Annotated in this window: 12 protein-coding genes; 2 read left to right on the top strand and 10 right to left on the bottom strand. The window is 69.4% G+C overall.

Going from position 1 to position 13,590, the window contains the following annotated elements:
- Positions 1-157 precede the first annotated feature (157 nt).
- The 6 genes from PLC66_RS11640 to PLC66_RS11610 form a co-directional block, all read right to left on the bottom strand.
- Entirely contained in the window at positions 158-517 is a 360-nt protein-coding gene (locus tag PLC66_RS11640; protein ID WP_324540534.1) for a HigA family addiction module antitoxin, read from the bottom strand.
- Positions 451-972, bottom strand: coding sequence for a type II toxin-antitoxin system RelE/ParE family toxin (locus PLC66_RS22890; RefSeq protein ID WP_503012196.1), 522 nt, complete (start codon positions 970-972; stop codon positions 451-453). The genes PLC66_RS11640 and PLC66_RS22890 overlap by 67 nt, the downstream gene beginning before the upstream one ends.
- Before the next feature lie 51 nt (positions 973-1,023).
- Positions 1,024-1,824 (bottom strand): PEP-CTERM sorting domain-containing protein, encoded by an 801-nt coding sequence (locus PLC66_RS11625; RefSeq protein WP_324540522.1) that lies wholly within the window; start codon positions 1,822-1,824, stop codon positions 1,024-1,026.
- Positions 1,825-2,036: 212 nt separating this feature from the next.
- Positions 2,037-3,158, bottom strand: a complete 1,122-nt coding sequence (locus tag PLC66_RS11620; protein WP_324540520.1) for a DUF8744 domain-containing protein — start codon at positions 3,156-3,158, stop codon at positions 2,037-2,039.
- Positions 3,155-3,469, bottom strand: coding sequence for a metal-sulfur cluster assembly factor (locus PLC66_RS11615; protein ID WP_324540519.1), 315 nt, complete (start codon positions 3,467-3,469; stop codon positions 3,155-3,157). The genes PLC66_RS11620 and PLC66_RS11615 overlap by 4 nt, the downstream gene beginning before the upstream one ends.
- Before the next feature lie 61 nt (positions 3,470-3,530).
- Complete coding sequence (locus PLC66_RS11610) at positions 3,531-7,130, bottom strand: VanZ family protein (protein ID WP_324540517.1); 3,600 nt, start codon at positions 7,128-7,130, stop codon at positions 3,531-3,533.
- 115 nt (positions 7,131-7,245) lie between these two features.
- Here PLC66_RS11610 and PLC66_RS11605 point away from each other — a divergent pair, with 115 nt between their 5' ends.
- Positions 7,246-7,674 carry a hypothetical protein gene (locus PLC66_RS11605; protein WP_324540515.1) on the top strand — a complete coding sequence of 143 codons (429 nt, stop codon included), beginning with the start codon at positions 7,246-7,248 and terminating at the stop codon, positions 7,672-7,674.
- Between the two features lie 30 nt (positions 7,675-7,704).
- Here the strand turns inward: PLC66_RS11605 and PLC66_RS11600 are convergent, their stop codons facing one another.
- Both PLC66_RS11600 and PLC66_RS11595 read right to left on the bottom strand, forming a co-directional pair.
- Positions 7,705-8,952, bottom strand: coding sequence for a pyridoxal-dependent decarboxylase, exosortase A system-associated (locus PLC66_RS11600; RefSeq protein ID WP_503012195.1), 1,248 nt, complete (start codon positions 8,950-8,952; stop codon positions 7,705-7,707).
- Positions 8,953-9,023: 71 nt separating this feature from the next.
- Positions 9,024-10,601 carry an acyl-CoA ligase (AMP-forming), exosortase A system-associated gene (locus PLC66_RS11595; protein ID WP_324540513.1) on the bottom strand — a complete coding sequence of 526 codons (1,578 nt, stop codon included), beginning with the start codon at positions 10,599-10,601 and terminating at the stop codon, positions 9,024-9,026.
- A gap of 125 nt (positions 10,602-10,726) precedes the next feature.
- On the opposite strand from PLC66_RS11595, the gene PLC66_RS11590 reads away from it, so the two are divergent.
- Entirely contained in the window at positions 10,727-10,993 is a 267-nt protein-coding gene (locus PLC66_RS11590) for an acyl carrier protein (protein WP_324540511.1), read from the top strand.
- 13 nt (positions 10,994-11,006) lie between these two features.
- On the opposite strand, the gene PLC66_RS11585 is transcribed toward PLC66_RS11590, so the two are convergent.
- Both PLC66_RS11585 and cysQ read right to left on the bottom strand, forming a co-directional pair.
- Positions 11,007-12,743 (bottom strand): SLC13 family permease, encoded by a 1,737-nt coding sequence (locus PLC66_RS11585; RefSeq protein ID WP_324540509.1) that lies wholly within the window; start codon positions 12,741-12,743, stop codon positions 11,007-11,009.
- Positions 12,744-12,785: 42 nt separating this feature from the next.
- Positions 12,786-13,556 (bottom strand): 3'(2'),5'-bisphosphate nucleotidase CysQ, encoded by a 771-nt coding sequence (gene cysQ / locus PLC66_RS11580; protein ID WP_324540507.1) that lies wholly within the window; start codon positions 13,554-13,556, stop codon positions 12,786-12,788.
- Between the last annotated feature and the right edge of the window lie 34 nt (positions 13,557-13,590).

The following is a 13,590-nucleotide window of genomic DNA, read 5'->3' as shown; positions in this document are numbered from 1 at the left end:
GGGGCAATGATGCGACGCCGCAAGCCTAGCCGGTAAAGATGACGCCTTCAACGGGAAGGCGTCACGGTTGTCTGCTTTGGCCTTGCTGTTGAGGGAGGGCCGTCAGCAGGCGTAATCGGGGTCAGACCGCCATTCTTCCAATTCTTGACTTCTTGCTTCAGGCTGCGGCCAGCTCCAGCTTGCGCACCCGGGCAAGGTCGGCGGTCTGGCGCGCAAGCCAGAGGTCGTGCGCATCCTGCATTGCCAGCCAGCTCTCGGGGCTGCGCCCCAGCGCTTTCGACAGCCGCAAGGCCATGTCGGGCGTGACGCGGCTGCTGCCCTTGAGTACGCGGCTCAGGGTCGATGCTGCGACGTCCAGGCGGCTGGCCAGGTCACGACCGCTGATGCCGTGAGGCGCGAGATAAATCTCGGTGATGAATTCACCAGGGTGGGGGGGGTTATGCATGGCCATCAGTGGTAGTCCTCGTAGTCCAGAACGTAAGCATTGCCGTCGACAAACTCGAAGGTCATCCGCCAGTTGCCGTTGACGGTGATCGACCAGCGCCCCGCGTGGTTGCCTTTGAGCGGATGCAGGCGAAAGCCCGGGATGTCCATGTCGTCGATCGACTGCGCCGTGTCAAGTGCTGCGAGTTGCATTTGCAGTCGCTTGGCGTGACTGGCCTGGATGCCGGAAGTGCTGCCTGTCTCAAAAAGTCTGCGGAGGCCTTTGTGCCGGAAGGATTTGATCATGGCGCATCGTATCGCGTTGCGCAGCACGCAACAAGCGATTTGCTGAGTGCGGCCGACACCGTAGTAGTGCCAGCCGTCGCCCTGCCAGCGCTCGGGGTTGCAGAGGTTGCGGCCATCGACGATGGCCCCGCCACGCAGTAGGGTCTCCAGCTCGTCGAAGTCCGGCGCCCGGAATTGCTGCCATTCGTTGCAGACGGCGAGCGCGTCAGCGCCTTTGAGGGCGCTGTACTTGTTCCTGCACAGCGTAGGTGGGGTCAGACCCCAGTTACTCCAATTACTGTTTTTCCTATTTTTTTATCCCCGGCGGCGCAGGACGCCGAGTCCGAACAGGCCGATGCCGAGCAGGGCGAGGGCGCCGGGCTCGGGCACCGCTGTGACCCGGATGTTGTCCAGGCCCACTGCCGAGCTGCCGTTGCCGCTGCCTTCGACGAGATAGAAGTTGATATATCCCGCGTCAAAAGTGGGGTAGGCGAGGCTCACATCGAAGGTCCCACGCGTGGTGACCGAGGGCGCGGCGAAGCTGAGCAGGTTGATGATGCTGTTATCGGCCAGCACCAGCTCGGCGACGAAGGTGTCGTTGTTCGCCGTGTTGTTGGCGTCGAAGACGTAATCGAAGCTGATGGTGAGCAGCTTGGGCAGGGCGAGCGTGACGGCGTCCAGCGTGAAACGCAGCGACATCGTGGACGAGGCTGCGGCGTTCGTGCCGCCATTGGGCGCGCCACCGAGGTTGCCGCCTTCGTCGCCGATGACGAGGAACCGGTTGGCGGCCGCACCGAAGTAGCCGTCGAACGTGTTCGTGCTGGGCGTAGTGCCGCCGTCGATGGCATTGTTGCCGGCACGAACGTTGAACGCCGCCTGGCTCGCATTGCCATTGCCGGTATTGGAGAAGGTGGCCAGCGGACTGCCGCTGAGCTCGGTGGGGTTGTTGGCGAGGATGTTCGCAATCGTGCGGACGGCGCTTGCGGTGGTGACGCCGCTGACACCCTGGAAATCTTCACTCAACAGAACCTGCTGGATGGGGGCCGCAAGCGCGCTACCCGAAACGCACAGGCTCGCGGTGGCGATGAGGGCTGCAATGTTCTTGTTGTTGAGCATGATGAAGACGTCCGATCAAGGTGGTGTTCGAGGGCCTGCGCCTGGATGAAGCCGCACAGAAGTGTACTTGCGGTACAGAAGCAATAAACATACCCGTCTTGCGTATCGAATAAAGCTTTATGAATATCAGGGGCTTGCAAAATGGCTTCTGCGGCTACGCGCTTGCCCGAGCCGATAGGGGGGTGTCACTGTAAAAATTTTCGACATGTTGCTCAGTCGAGTCCGGGTCCCCTGTTGCTGCCGCGCCGCCGGCGCGCAGGCGTACGGCCGCCGCGGATGACGCTGACCAGCATCGTGGCGATGAACACCGCCAGCGTGGCGGTGTTGGCGAGGCCGCCCCATTGGCGCAGGGCTAGCGAGTCGGCGACGCCGCCGGCCACGCGCAGCGCGAGCGAGGCGTGCAGCAGCGCCAGCGGGACGTAGAAGAAGGGGTGGTAGGGGATGTTCACCTTGGCCACCGCGGGGAAGATGATCGGCGCGTGGCCGAACACCATGGCGAACACGAAGCCGAGCGCGATGGCGTGCATCGCGGTGTCGTGCAGCGCGTCGCCCGCGGCAAAACCGCCGGCCAGCCCGGCCAGCCCGCCCAGCGCCAGCCACAGGTAGCCGGAAAGCAGGCAGACGGCGATGAAGCGGGTGAGGCCTTGCTGGCGTGCGTTGTGGCGGGCGATGTCGAAGACGAGCAGCCAGATCGCGAGCGCGAGCAGGCCGGCGCCGAAGATCTGCAGGCCGCGTTCGGGCTCGATCGGGGTGAACAGCATGCCGGCCAGGGCGAGCACCGTGACCGCGATGAAGCTGGGCGCCGCCGCCGCGCGTGCGGGCAGGAAGCGGGTGAGCTCGAGACGTTCGCCGGCGATGGTGAGCACCAGGAAGCCGAGCCAGAAGGGCACGGCGCCCTGCAGGTCGGCGCTGACGAACCACAGCAGGTTGCCGAGCAGCCAGCACACCGCGCCGAGCGCGAGCGTGACGGTGAACAGCGCGAACTGGCGCTGCATGACCTGGAAGCTGCCGAGCAGCAGGATCAGCGCAGCGCCGACGAAGAGCGATTGCGCCACCCAGTGCGGCGCGTCCAGGATCAGCAGGAGGCCGCCAAAGCCGGCCGCTGCCGGGCCGAGGTAGCCCCACAGGCCCTCCAGCGCCACCGCGCGCTCGAGCGTGATGACGGTGCCGAAGAAGGCGCAGATCATCAGCGCGGCGTGGATGCCGGCCTGGGCGGCGCCGAAGTCTGGCACGGCTATGCCCAGGCGGGCGAGGCCGGCGAGCACGCCGGTCAGCAGTGCCGCCAGGCCGAGAACGAGGAGCGGGATGCGGGCGGGCGGCGGCAGCCCGGTCATTTCTTCCAGCCGAAGTGCGAACGCGCCTCGGCGCCCATCATGTCGGGGCTCCAGGGCGGGTCCCACACCAGCTCGACGCGGATGTTCACTTCCGGCGGGATCAGCGGATCGAGCACGGCGTCGATGTCGTCGAGGATGACGTCGGCGAGCGGGCACGCGGGCGAGGTCATCGTCATGTCGATGTGGACCTCGCCAGGCGCGCAGTCGATGCGGTAGATGAGGCCGAGATCGACGATGTTCATGCCGACTTCGGGGTCGATCACGCGGCGCAGCGCGTGGCGGATGGCTTCGGGGTCGGGCGTGGCGGTCATGGTTCGAGGTTCTCGCGGGTCTCGGCCGGTGAGCCGTGCTGGCACACCGCCATTGTAGGGATCAACGCGGCGAGACTCCATCCATGGTGTGGCTGCGCTGGGTGAGACCCTCGACGACCTCGACCGTGGCACCGAGCTGACCGGGGGTGAACCACCAGCGGGTGGTGCGCTGCGGGCCGGTGATCTCGGCGCCGACGCGGCCGTCGGCTTCGATGCGGCGCACGCTGGCGGCCGGCGTGGCCGTGGCGGCGGTGGGGAACATGACGACGAGGAACTGGTCCTCGCGCGCGTCGCGCTGGGGCATCAGCTCGATGCGCCAGGCCCCGGGTTCGGCGCGGCCGTGGCCGAGCCTGGCGATGGCGGCCTGGGCCTGGCCGTCCTGGTCGTAGTTCCTGCCATCGACGAAGAACTCGAAGCCGGGGCCGCCGATGCTGTGCAGCACCGGTTCGCGCGGCAGCAGCACGTGGCCGTGCAGGCGGCCGCCGCTGCGGCCGGGGAGCGCGCTCGCCGGGATGAAGAGGTCGAAGCGGTCGCCGCCGAGCACCGGCGCGTCGATGGAATGGAGCAGCCAGCGCTTGCGGAACTCGGCCCGGGTGGCGAAGACGTCGTCGAAGACGACGACGGCGTCGTTGACGTGGTCGTAGCCGAACGCCCGCCACAGGCGCTCGACGCGCCGTGTGCGGTCGGCAAAGCTGCCGCGGCCGGACTGGCTATTGGTGTAGGCCGGGGTGATGTCGGCGACGACGACCGACAGCTGGTCCTCGAGCAACTGGGCGACGATGCGGCCGGTGTGGTAGGTGTCGCGCCGTTGCTGCCATTGCTCACGGTCGAGCGGGGCGCCATCGACACCCCAGCCCGAGCCGATGCGGCGCTGACCGCCGTCGTTGGCGTAGTGGCGCGGGGTGGCATGGTCGAAGCCGGGCCCGGGCTGGTTGTCGGCGGGGTCGGTGACGGTGACGAGGTTGTGGGCAATGCTCTGGTAGGCGTAGTTCATGTGGTGCTCGGAGCCGTAGGCCGGGCCGTACCAGCCGCTGTCGATCGCCAGCGGGCCACCCCGATAGATGGTGAAAGCGCCCTGGTCGAGATGGCTGTGCGACCAGAAATTGTCGCCGGCCTTGAAGCTGACCCAGGTGGCATCCGCAGACCAGTCGCTGCGGGCGATGAGCATGCCGATGCCGTCGAAGAGCCTGGCCAGCGGCAGGCGCGAGGCGGCCTGGGGGTCGATGAGGCTGTCATCCGACAGCGGGCCCCAGGGCCAGCCGGTGGGCACCGGGCTGCGATTGGGGGGCGCCAGCGTGTAGGCGGCGGCGTGGCGGTATTCCAGCGCGAGCGGTGCGGCGTTGTCGGGGTGGCGGTTGAACCACGCGCCATCGCCCCATCGCATGTGGGTGCCGTCGGGGCGGGTGCGGTAGACGAGGAAGTCGAGAAAGCCGCGGATCCCCGGCTCGCTGGCGAACAGGTCCTCGCCGGTGGCGGCACGCCACATCGCGGGCAGGGTGTGGATGGCCTGGCCGATGCCGACCGCCACGTACTCGCCGCCTTCGTGCCAGCCGCCGGCCTCGCCGAAGACCTGGCGCCACACCGGCAGCACGCGGTTCTTCCACAGCTCGTGGGTGAAGCGCATGAAGGCCTCGCCGCGCGGGTGATCGCCGTAGAGCGCGATGCTGCATGCCATCAGGGCCTGCAGCGGGGCGTTGTAGAGGAAGGCGTTGTAGGGCGACAGCTGTTCGTCGCGGATGACCTTGATCAGGTAGTCGCAACCCTCGGCGAGCTTGTCGCGCAGGGCGTCGCGCTCGGGCACCGTCCATTGCTCGTGCAGCCAGTCGTAGGCGATGACGAGCGGCATCACCTGGCCGTGGCCGCGGTCGAAGAAGCGTGTCTCCATCAGGCTCGCGTGCAGCGGGCCGACGTCGACGATGCCGGGCTGGATGAAGCTCGCCTGCATGATGGTGTTGATCGCCCGCGAATTGTTGCGCGCGGCGCTGAAGAGCTGGTTGAGATAGGCGGGGTTGTGCGCGCGCAGCAGCGCGATGTCGGCCGCCGTGGGGTGGGGCAGGCGCGGGTGCGCCATGCGAAAGCCGGGCAGGCTGACCGGCGGCAGCGCGGACGGCGGCGGGTAGGTGACGCCGGGGGCATTGACCGTGGGTGCGGGCACGGCGGTCGGCAGCGTCAGCGCGACCGTGGCAAGCAGCAGCAGGGCCGGGACGATGCCGAGTGCGAGCGCCAGGCGCCAGCCGGCGGGAGGGGGCGCGCCCGCGCTTGCGGGCCTTGTCGTGCCCTTGGCGAGCGGGCGGCGGGCGGATCGCGCCGGAGGGCCGGCGTGCGCCTGCATGCGTGCCAGCACCTGCGTCGTCAGCCAGTGCGTGAGCCAGGCGCTGGCGGCGGCGATCAGCAGGTTGGTCGGGTCGGGCTTCTTGCCGACGGTGAAGAGCTTGAGCACTTCGATGCCGAAGCACAGCACCAAGGCCAGGAGCACGGCGAACAGCGCCGCGCCGTGACGCAGGCGCGGAAAGGCGAGGGCCGCCATCAGCCCCAGCGGTGCGTAGCTGCCCAGCACGAACAGCAGGCTGCGCACCGCGGCCGTCTCGGTCGTGTAGTAGTGGTAGTAGAAGGGCAGGAAGCGCAGCGTCTCGAGCTTTTCCACGGCGGCCCACAGGGGCTGCAACTGCAGCGGCAGCAGGTCGTTGAGCGCCAGTACGAGGGCGAGATAAAAAGGGCTCGCCCACAGCGCGGCGCGCAGCACGCGCGCCGGCGAGTAGTCGAGCCAGCGCAGCGGGTGACTGTGCGCCAGCGCCACGCCCCAGGCTGCGCCGACCGCCCGCGTGAGCACCGAGATGCCCTGGGTGGTGCCGGAGGCGAGGACGATCTGCACCGCCTCGATGACCAGGCCGAGCAGCGCGCCGACCACGAAGCCGGCGGCAATCCGCGGCGGTCGGTGACTCGGTGAGCGCGCCTTGAGGCCGAGCGCCAGCAGCAGGCCGAGCGGGATCATCAGCGCGGCCTCGACCAGCAGCTTGACGCCGCAGGTGAAGGCCGGCCCGCAGGACAGGCCCGGGCCGAGGCTCAGGCTGTCCGGGCGGGCGAGCTTGGCGCTGACTTCCTGCGCGCTGACGAGGAAGTCGTAGGGGAAGAAGCTCAGCCCTAGGTAGCCGATCGCGTACAGGGCGAGCACGGCGAGCAGGCTGTGCGCGCCGCCACCGACGAAGCGCTGCCACAGCCCGGCCATGCGCTGGCCGGCGACGAACCACAGCGCCGTGCCCAGGCCGGTGCCCAGGCCCTCGGCGAGCAGGTCGTTGCGCGACACCGTGCGCGGCGGAAAGAACAGTTGCAGGTATTCGATGCCGACCGCCATCACAAGCATCGCCGTAAGCACCAGCCCGAGCAACAGCGTCCGCGCCACCCGCCCGAGCCGGCTGGCCCACACCGCACCGGTGGCGAAGTAGGCGAGCACGAGGTACAGCAGGATGTTCGCCACCCAGTCGGCCCGCGAGCCCACCCCCAGGTCGAGCCAGGGCGTGTTCATGAAGGCTTGCCAGGCGTCCTCGCGCGGGCGGTATTCCAGCGGCACGAGGCTGCCGTAGGCGACGAACAGCGCCCACAGCAGGGCGATGCGGGCGTGTTGCCAGGCCTTGGCGGTGGCGGCGCCGGGCGGAGTGGGCATCGTGTGAATTATTTCCTGCGGCATCGAGCGGCAATTGTCGTACGGCGCGGGGCAAACTGCTATCTTGAAACGCGTCGCCAGCTGTGGCGCCAACGAACCTTGACAGGGAGTCACCATGAAGGCTTTGAAGTGTGCCCTATCCCTCCTGGCACTGGCCGGCTTGTCCACTGCGGGGCAGGCGATCGCTGCCTGTCCCGCCGGCGGTGGCGGCTATTTGAACCACGTGCAGCTCAAGAACGCCTTTGAGGGCAAGACCGTCTGTGCGTCGCGCGGCAGCGACCGCTGGCAGGAGTTCCACCAGGCCGGCGGCACGCTGATCGACTACAAGATGGGCCCGAATCACAAGCTCGACCCGAGCAAGGCCGTGGGCTCATGGGCCGTGGATGGCACGGGGGCGAACGCCCGCATGGTCTACAACTACGGCTCCGGCGGGACCTATTCGTACCGTGTGCATGACAATGGCTCGGGCGCGTACAGCTTCTGCGGCGGCGGTCAGGAGCACGCTGCTACCGTTAGGGCGGGACAGACCTCCTGCGGCTTTTGAATCGCGGCGGGCAGGCCTGCTCGGACTCGGCTAGACCAGTACTTCGCTGACCGCCGGGTGCCCGAGAAACGCCTGCGGGCTGGCGCTGGCGCCGTAGGCGCCCGACTGGAACACCACCACCAGGTCGCCGGGCTCGGCGGCCGGCAGCGCCATGCGGTCGGCGATGAGGTCGAGCGGGGTGCACAGCGGGCCGACCACCGACACGGCCTCGCCGCCCGGCGCTGCCATGCGGTTGCCGATCGCCACCGGATAGTTCTTGCGCAGCACCTGGCCGAAGTTGCCGCTCGCCGACAGGTGGTGGTGCAGGCCGCCGTCGGTCACCAGGTAGGTGTGGCCGCGCGAGACCTTGATGTCGGTGATGCGGCACACATAGACGCCGGCTTCGCCGACCAGGTAGCGGCCGAGCTCGAGCACGATGCGCGTGTCGGGCAAGGTTCTTGCGGCCTCGGTCACGATGGCGCCCAGCGCTTCGCCGATGGGGGCCAGATTGAGGCGCTGCTCGCCGGGGAAGTAGGGAATGCCGAAGCCACCGCCGAGGTTGAGCGTGCGTACCGGCGCCGGCGCGTGCTCGGCCAGGCGCAGGGCGAGGGCGAAGCTCTTCTGCTGGGCCTCGACGATGGCCTCGGCCTTCAGGTTCTGGGAGCCGGCGAAGAGGTGAAAGCCCTCGAAGGCCAGCCCGGTGTCGGCGATTGCCCGCAGCAGCGCCGGCACTTGTTCGGCATCGACGCCGAAGGGCTTGGGGCCGCCGCCCATCTTCATGCCTGATGACTTGAGCTCGAAGTCCGGATTGACGCGCACCGCGACGCGTGCCGGCACGCCGAGCGTGTCCGCTGCCCGCGCCAGCACAGGGACCTCGCGGAAGGATTCCACATTGACCAGGATGCCGGCGGCCACTGCCTGGCGCAGCTCCTCGTCGCGCTTGCCGGGGCCGGCGAAGCTGATCTCCTGCGCGGCGGCGCCGGCATTGAGGGCGACATGGAGTTCGCCGGCCGAGGCGACGTCGATGCCGTCCACGAGGCGGGCCATGTGGCCGACCAGGGCGGGCATGGGATTGGCCTTCATCGCGTAGTGCAGTTTCACGCTCGGCGGCAGGGCGCTGCGCAGTTGCGCGACGCGCTGCTCGAGCAGGCGGCGGTCGTAGGCATAGAAGGGCGTGCGCCCGACGCGCGCGGCGAGCCGGGTGAGCGGGATGGCGCCGACGAGGAGTTCGCCGGCGCGGACGGGGAACTGGTCCATGGCGGCATGCACGGGCGGGGCTTTGGCGGCGGGAGCGGTCATGGTCGAGGCGCGGGTCGGTGGTTACAGGCAGGCGAGGCAGGTGTTGCCGGCGGGCGCGGGGCGCCCCCGTCTCATTCGGCGGCGAGCGCCTTGCGGTCGAGCTTGCCGTTGGGGTTGCGGGGCAGCGGGCCGTCGCGCACCTCGATGCGGGTGGGCACCATGTAGGCCGGCATGCGTGCGCGGCACTCGGCGAGCAGGGCGGCGGTGTCGAGCGTGGCGCCGGGCAGCGGGGTGGCGATGACGGCGATGCTCTGGCCCAGCGCCGGGTGCGGCAGGCCGAAGGCGACACACTCGCCGACCAGCCCGGTGGCGTAGAGGATCTCCTCGACCTCGGTGGGGCTGACGCGGTAGCCCGAGGTCTTGATCATCTCGTCGCGCCGGCCGATGAAGTAGAGGAAGCCTTCCTCGTCTCGGCGCACCGTGTCGCCCGAGAACACGGCGATCTCGGGCAGCACCAGGCCGGCCTCGCGGCCCGGCGCGTGCGCGGGCAGCGGGCGGAAGCGCTCGGCCGTCCGTTCGGCGTCGTTCCAGTAGCCCATCGCCACCAGCGCGCCGCGCTGCACCAGCTCGCCCGGCTCGTTGGGTGCGCATTCGCTGCCGTCCTCGCGCAGTACCAGCACTTCGGCGTCGGGGATGGCCTTGCCGATCGAATCAGGCCGGCGGTCGATCTCTTCCGGCGCCAGGTAGGTGGCGCGAAAGGCCTCGGTGAGGCCGTACATCAGGAAGGGGCGCGTGCGCGGCAACTGGCTGCGCAGGCGGCCGAGGGTGTCGAGCGGCATGCGCCCGCCGGTGTTGGCGATGTAGCGCAGGTGCTCGGTGACGGTGGCTGGCCATTCGAGCTGGGCGAGCTGGATCCACAGCGGCGGCACGGCGGTGAGCCCGGTGACGCGCTCGCGCTCGACGGCCTTGAGCACGTCGCGCGGCAGCAGGTAGTTGAGCAGCACGACCCGGGCGCCGGCATGAAAGGCGGTGGTGAGCTGCGACAGGCCGGCGTCGAAGGACAGCGGCAGCGCGGCGAGCAGGGTGTCCCCGGCGTGGTTGCTCAGGTAGGACGCGACGCTGCGCGCGCCGGCGACCATGTTGCGGTGGGACAGCACCACGCCCTTGGGGCGGCCGGTGCTGCCCGAGGTGTAGAGGATGGCGGCCATGTCGGCGTCGATGACGCGGTGGCCGGCGCGCGCCGGTGCCTGCAGCACCTCGTCCCACAGATGCACGCTGGCGCCGTCGAGCCGCGGGCGCTCGGTGCAACGGCCGACGAGCACGACGTGGCGCAGGTCGTGGCAGCCGGCGAGCGTCGCGGCGAGCGTGGCCAGGCGCTCGGGCGTGGTGACGAGCACGCGCACACTGCAGTCGTGCACAATGTGGTCGACCTGCTCGGCCTTGAGGATGGGGTTGACCGGCACGAAGACGCCGCCGGCAGCGCTGCAGCCAAAGGCGGCCACGACGAACTCGGGGCGCTTGTCGAGGTAGAGGCCGACCCGTTCGCCGCGCGCGAGGCCGAGCGCGACAAGGCCGGCGGCGAAGGCGTCGACGCCGGCCTGCAGCGCGCCGTAGCTCATCGGGCTGCCGCCGCTGACGAGCGCAATCCGTGCGGCGTCCTGCGCGGCGGTGGCGGAAACGAGGTGGTGGAGAAGGTGGCTGCTGTGCATCACGGCCCTGCATCAGTGGTTCTGTTTTGTCGCAGTGCGCAATCTGCGCTTGCGCCGGAAGTATAATGCGCGCCTTTTCGTGCCGTACTGACAGATGGCGCAGCCCTGTCCGTGATGGAGACATGATGTCCGACGCAATTCACAATGAAGTGCTGGCGCTGCTGGACGAAGTGCTGAGCCTCGACGGGCGCGCCCTGGGCTTCAGCGCCGACACGCCCCTGCTGGGGGAGCTGCCCGAACTCGATTCGATGGCCGTGATCGCCGTGATTCACGAGATCGAGGCGCGCTTCGGCATCGAGGTGCCCGACGACGAGGTGGATGGCAACTCCTTTGCCACCGTCGGCACCGTGGTCGAGTTCGTCACGCGCCTCAGCGCCCGCCAGCGCGGCTGAGCGGCCCCGCCGCCTATGCCGCGACGAAGGGAAAGACCAGCGGCACCAGCGCGAGCACCACGAGCGAGTAGGTGAGGCTGACCGGCAGGCCCGCGCGCAGGAAGTCGCGCATCCGATAACGCCCCGCCGAATACACCATCAGGTGGGTCTGGTAGCCGAAGGGAATCAGGAAGCCGGCGCTCGCCCCATAGGCCACCACCATGATGAAGGGCGTCGGATCGACGCCGAAGGCGCGCGCGGTGCCGAGCGCGATCGGGAAGGCGAGGGCGGCGGCTGCGTTGTTGGTGACCAGCTCGGTCAGCACCAGGGTGATCAGATAGACCCCGACCAGCGCGGCATGCACGCCGTAGCCATCGAACAGGGCGCGCATCCAGCCCGCCATCAGCGCCGCCGCGCCCGAGCGCTCGACCACGCCGGCGATGGTGAGGGCCGAGCCGATCACGACCAGCAGCTCGAACGGGAAGCGCCGGCGCATCTCGCTCAGCGTCAGCAGGCCGGAGGCGAGCAGGCCGGCCAGCAGCAGCAGCAGCCCGGCAAACAGGGGTAGCCAGCCGAGCGCGGCGAGCAGGATGACGAGGCCGAAGGCCGACAGCGACGCGGTGCTCTGCGGCGTGGACATCCTGGGCCGTACCCCGGAGCCGTTGAGGACGTGGAAGTTGCGGTCGAGATTGCGGTGCTGGAAGAAGTCCGGCCCCGCCGCCAGCAGCAGGCTGTCGCCGACGTGCAGCGGGATGCGGCCCAATTGACCGGTGAGGCGCTTGTCGCCACGGCGGATGCCGACCACGCCGGCGTCGAACATGGTGCGGAAGTCGACCTCGCGCAAGGTGCGGTTGGCAATATCCGACTCGTTCGACAGCACGACTTCGACCAGGTTGGACTTGAGCAGCGCATCGGCACCGGCGCCAAACACCTCGAGGCCGGCGAAGCGCTGCAGCGCCTGGACCTTGCCGACCTCGCCGGTGAACACGAGCACGTCGCCCGCGCGCAGCACCTCGGCGGGGCCGACGGGCGAGATCAGCCGGCCCTCGCGCTCGATCTCGAGCAGGAACAGGCCGTCGAGGCTGCGCAGGCGGTTGTCCTCGATGCTGCGCCCGATCATGGGCGAGCCGGGCATGACGCGCGCTTCGAGGAAGTAGGTGGAGCGCGCCTCGCTGTCGGTCGAGCGGTTGGCCGGCAGCAGGCGCGAGCTGAGCGCCAGCACGACGATGCAGGCGAGCGCCACCGGCAGCCCGACCAGGGTGAACTGGAACATGTGCAGCGCCGGCAGGCCGGCCTCGACCGCGAAGGAGTTGACCACGAGGTTGGTGGACGTGCCCACCAGCGTGGTGATGCCGCCCAGGATCGAGGCGTAGGAGAGCGGAATCAGCAGCTTGGAAGCCGGGTGGCGGCGCTGGCGGGTGACCGTGCCGAGCAGCGCGCCCACCACGGCGGTGTTGTTCATGAAGGCCGAGGCGAGGCAGGTGAAGCTGGCGAGCTTGAGGGTGGCGAAGGCGGTGCGACCCTTGAGCAGCAGGTCGGACAGATGGTCAAGGAAGGGCGAGCGCTCGAGCGCGAGCGACACCAGCAGGAGCAGGATCAGCGTGGCCAGCGCCGGGTTGGAGAAGCTCGACAGCACCGCTTGCTGGCTGGCCAGGCCGAGCAGGTGGTAGGCCCCCGCCCAGCTCGCGAACAGGATCGCGGGGCTGATGCGGCCATGGATGAGCAGGGCGAGCAGCAGCCCGATCGAGCCGAGGACGAGGTAGGCCGTCATGCGCGGGGCGGTGGCTTGAGACCTGAGACCGGCGGCCGGCGCTCAGGCCGCCCCGCTGGCGACGAAATGCGGGTTGTCCAGCCCGGGCTTACCGTAGCGCAGGGCTTCGCCGGCGAGGGTGCGCACCTGGCCACCGGCGGCGGCGAGCACCGCATGGCCGGCGGCGATGTCCCACTCCATGGTGCGCCCCAGGCGCGGGTAGAGGTCGGCGTCGCCGCTGGCGACCAGGCACAGTTTGAGCGATGAGCCGGCGTTCTTGAGCGCGGCCACGGTGCGACCAGCGAGGAAGGCGTCGAGCGCGGCGGCGTCGCCGTGCGAGCGGCTGGCGACCACGGTGAGGCCTTCGGCGGGGACCGGGCGACAACGGATGGGCTTGCGCACCTGGCCCTGTTCGACGAAGGCGCCGACGCCGCGGGCGCCGAGGAAGAGGCGGTCGATGGCCGGTGCCAGCACGGCGCCGAGCACTGGCGCGCCGTCCTCGACGAGGGCGATATTGACGGTGAACTCGCCGTTGCGGCTGATGAACTCCTTGGTGCCGTCGAGCGGATCGACGAGCCAGAACAGGCGGCCGATCTCGGGCAGGCGGCCGGCGGCGACGGCCTCTTCGGCGATCACCGGCACGCCTGGCAGCAGGCGCTCGAGGGCGGGCACGATCAGCGCTTCGGCGCCCTCGTCGGCGGCGGTGACGGGCGAGGCGTCGTCCTTGCCGCGGACGCTGAAGTTGGTCCGGTAGATGTCCATGACCACCTCGCCCGCGGCGCGGATGACGGGAACGAGATCTTCGAGCAGCGCGGCGAGGGGAAGAGCGGGCACGAGGTGGATTCCTTGCTTGAGGCCGGGGTGGGCG

Origin of the sequence: Thauera sp. (assembly GCF_035444905.1) — a bacterium.
GTDB lineage: Bacteria > Pseudomonadota > Gammaproteobacteria > Burkholderiales > Rhodocyclaceae > Thauera.
This window is presented reverse-complemented; position numbering and strand designations above follow the sequence as displayed.

Excerpts from the sequence above, each read along its gene's own strand:
- PLC66_RS11625 (WP_324540522.1), bottom strand. The coding sequence starts at position 1,824 with ATGCTCAACAACAAGAACATTGCAGCCCTCATCGCCACCGCGAGCCTG.
- PLC66_RS11620 (WP_324540520.1), bottom strand. The coding sequence starts at position 3,158 with ATGACCGGGCTGCCGCCGCCCGCCCGCATCCCGCTCCTCGTTCTCGGC.
- PLC66_RS11615 (WP_324540519.1), bottom strand. The coding sequence starts at position 3,469 with ATGACCGCCACGCCCGACCCCGAAGCCATCCGCCACGCGCTGCGCCGC.
- PLC66_RS11610 (WP_324540517.1), bottom strand. The coding sequence starts at position 7,130 with ATGCCCACTCCGCCCGGCGCCGCCACCGCCAAGGCCTGGCAACACGCC.
- PLC66_RS11605 (WP_324540515.1), top strand. The coding sequence starts at position 7,246 with ATGAAGGCTTTGAAGTGTGCCCTATCCCTCCTGGCACTGGCCGGCTTG.
- PLC66_RS11600 (WP_503012195.1), bottom strand. The coding sequence starts at position 8,952 with ATGACCGCTCCCGCCGCCAAAGCCCCGCCCGTGCATGCCGCCATGGAC.
- PLC66_RS11595 (WP_324540513.1), bottom strand. The coding sequence starts at position 10,601 with ATGCACAGCAGCCACCTTCTCCACCACCTCGTTTCCGCCACCGCCGCG.
- PLC66_RS11590 (WP_324540511.1), top strand. The coding sequence starts at position 10,727 with ATGTCCGACGCAATTCACAATGAAGTGCTGGCGCTGCTGGACGAAGTG.
- PLC66_RS11585 (WP_324540509.1), bottom strand. The coding sequence starts at position 12,743 with ATGACGGCCTACCTCGTCCTCGGCTCGATCGGGCTGCTGCTCGCCCTG.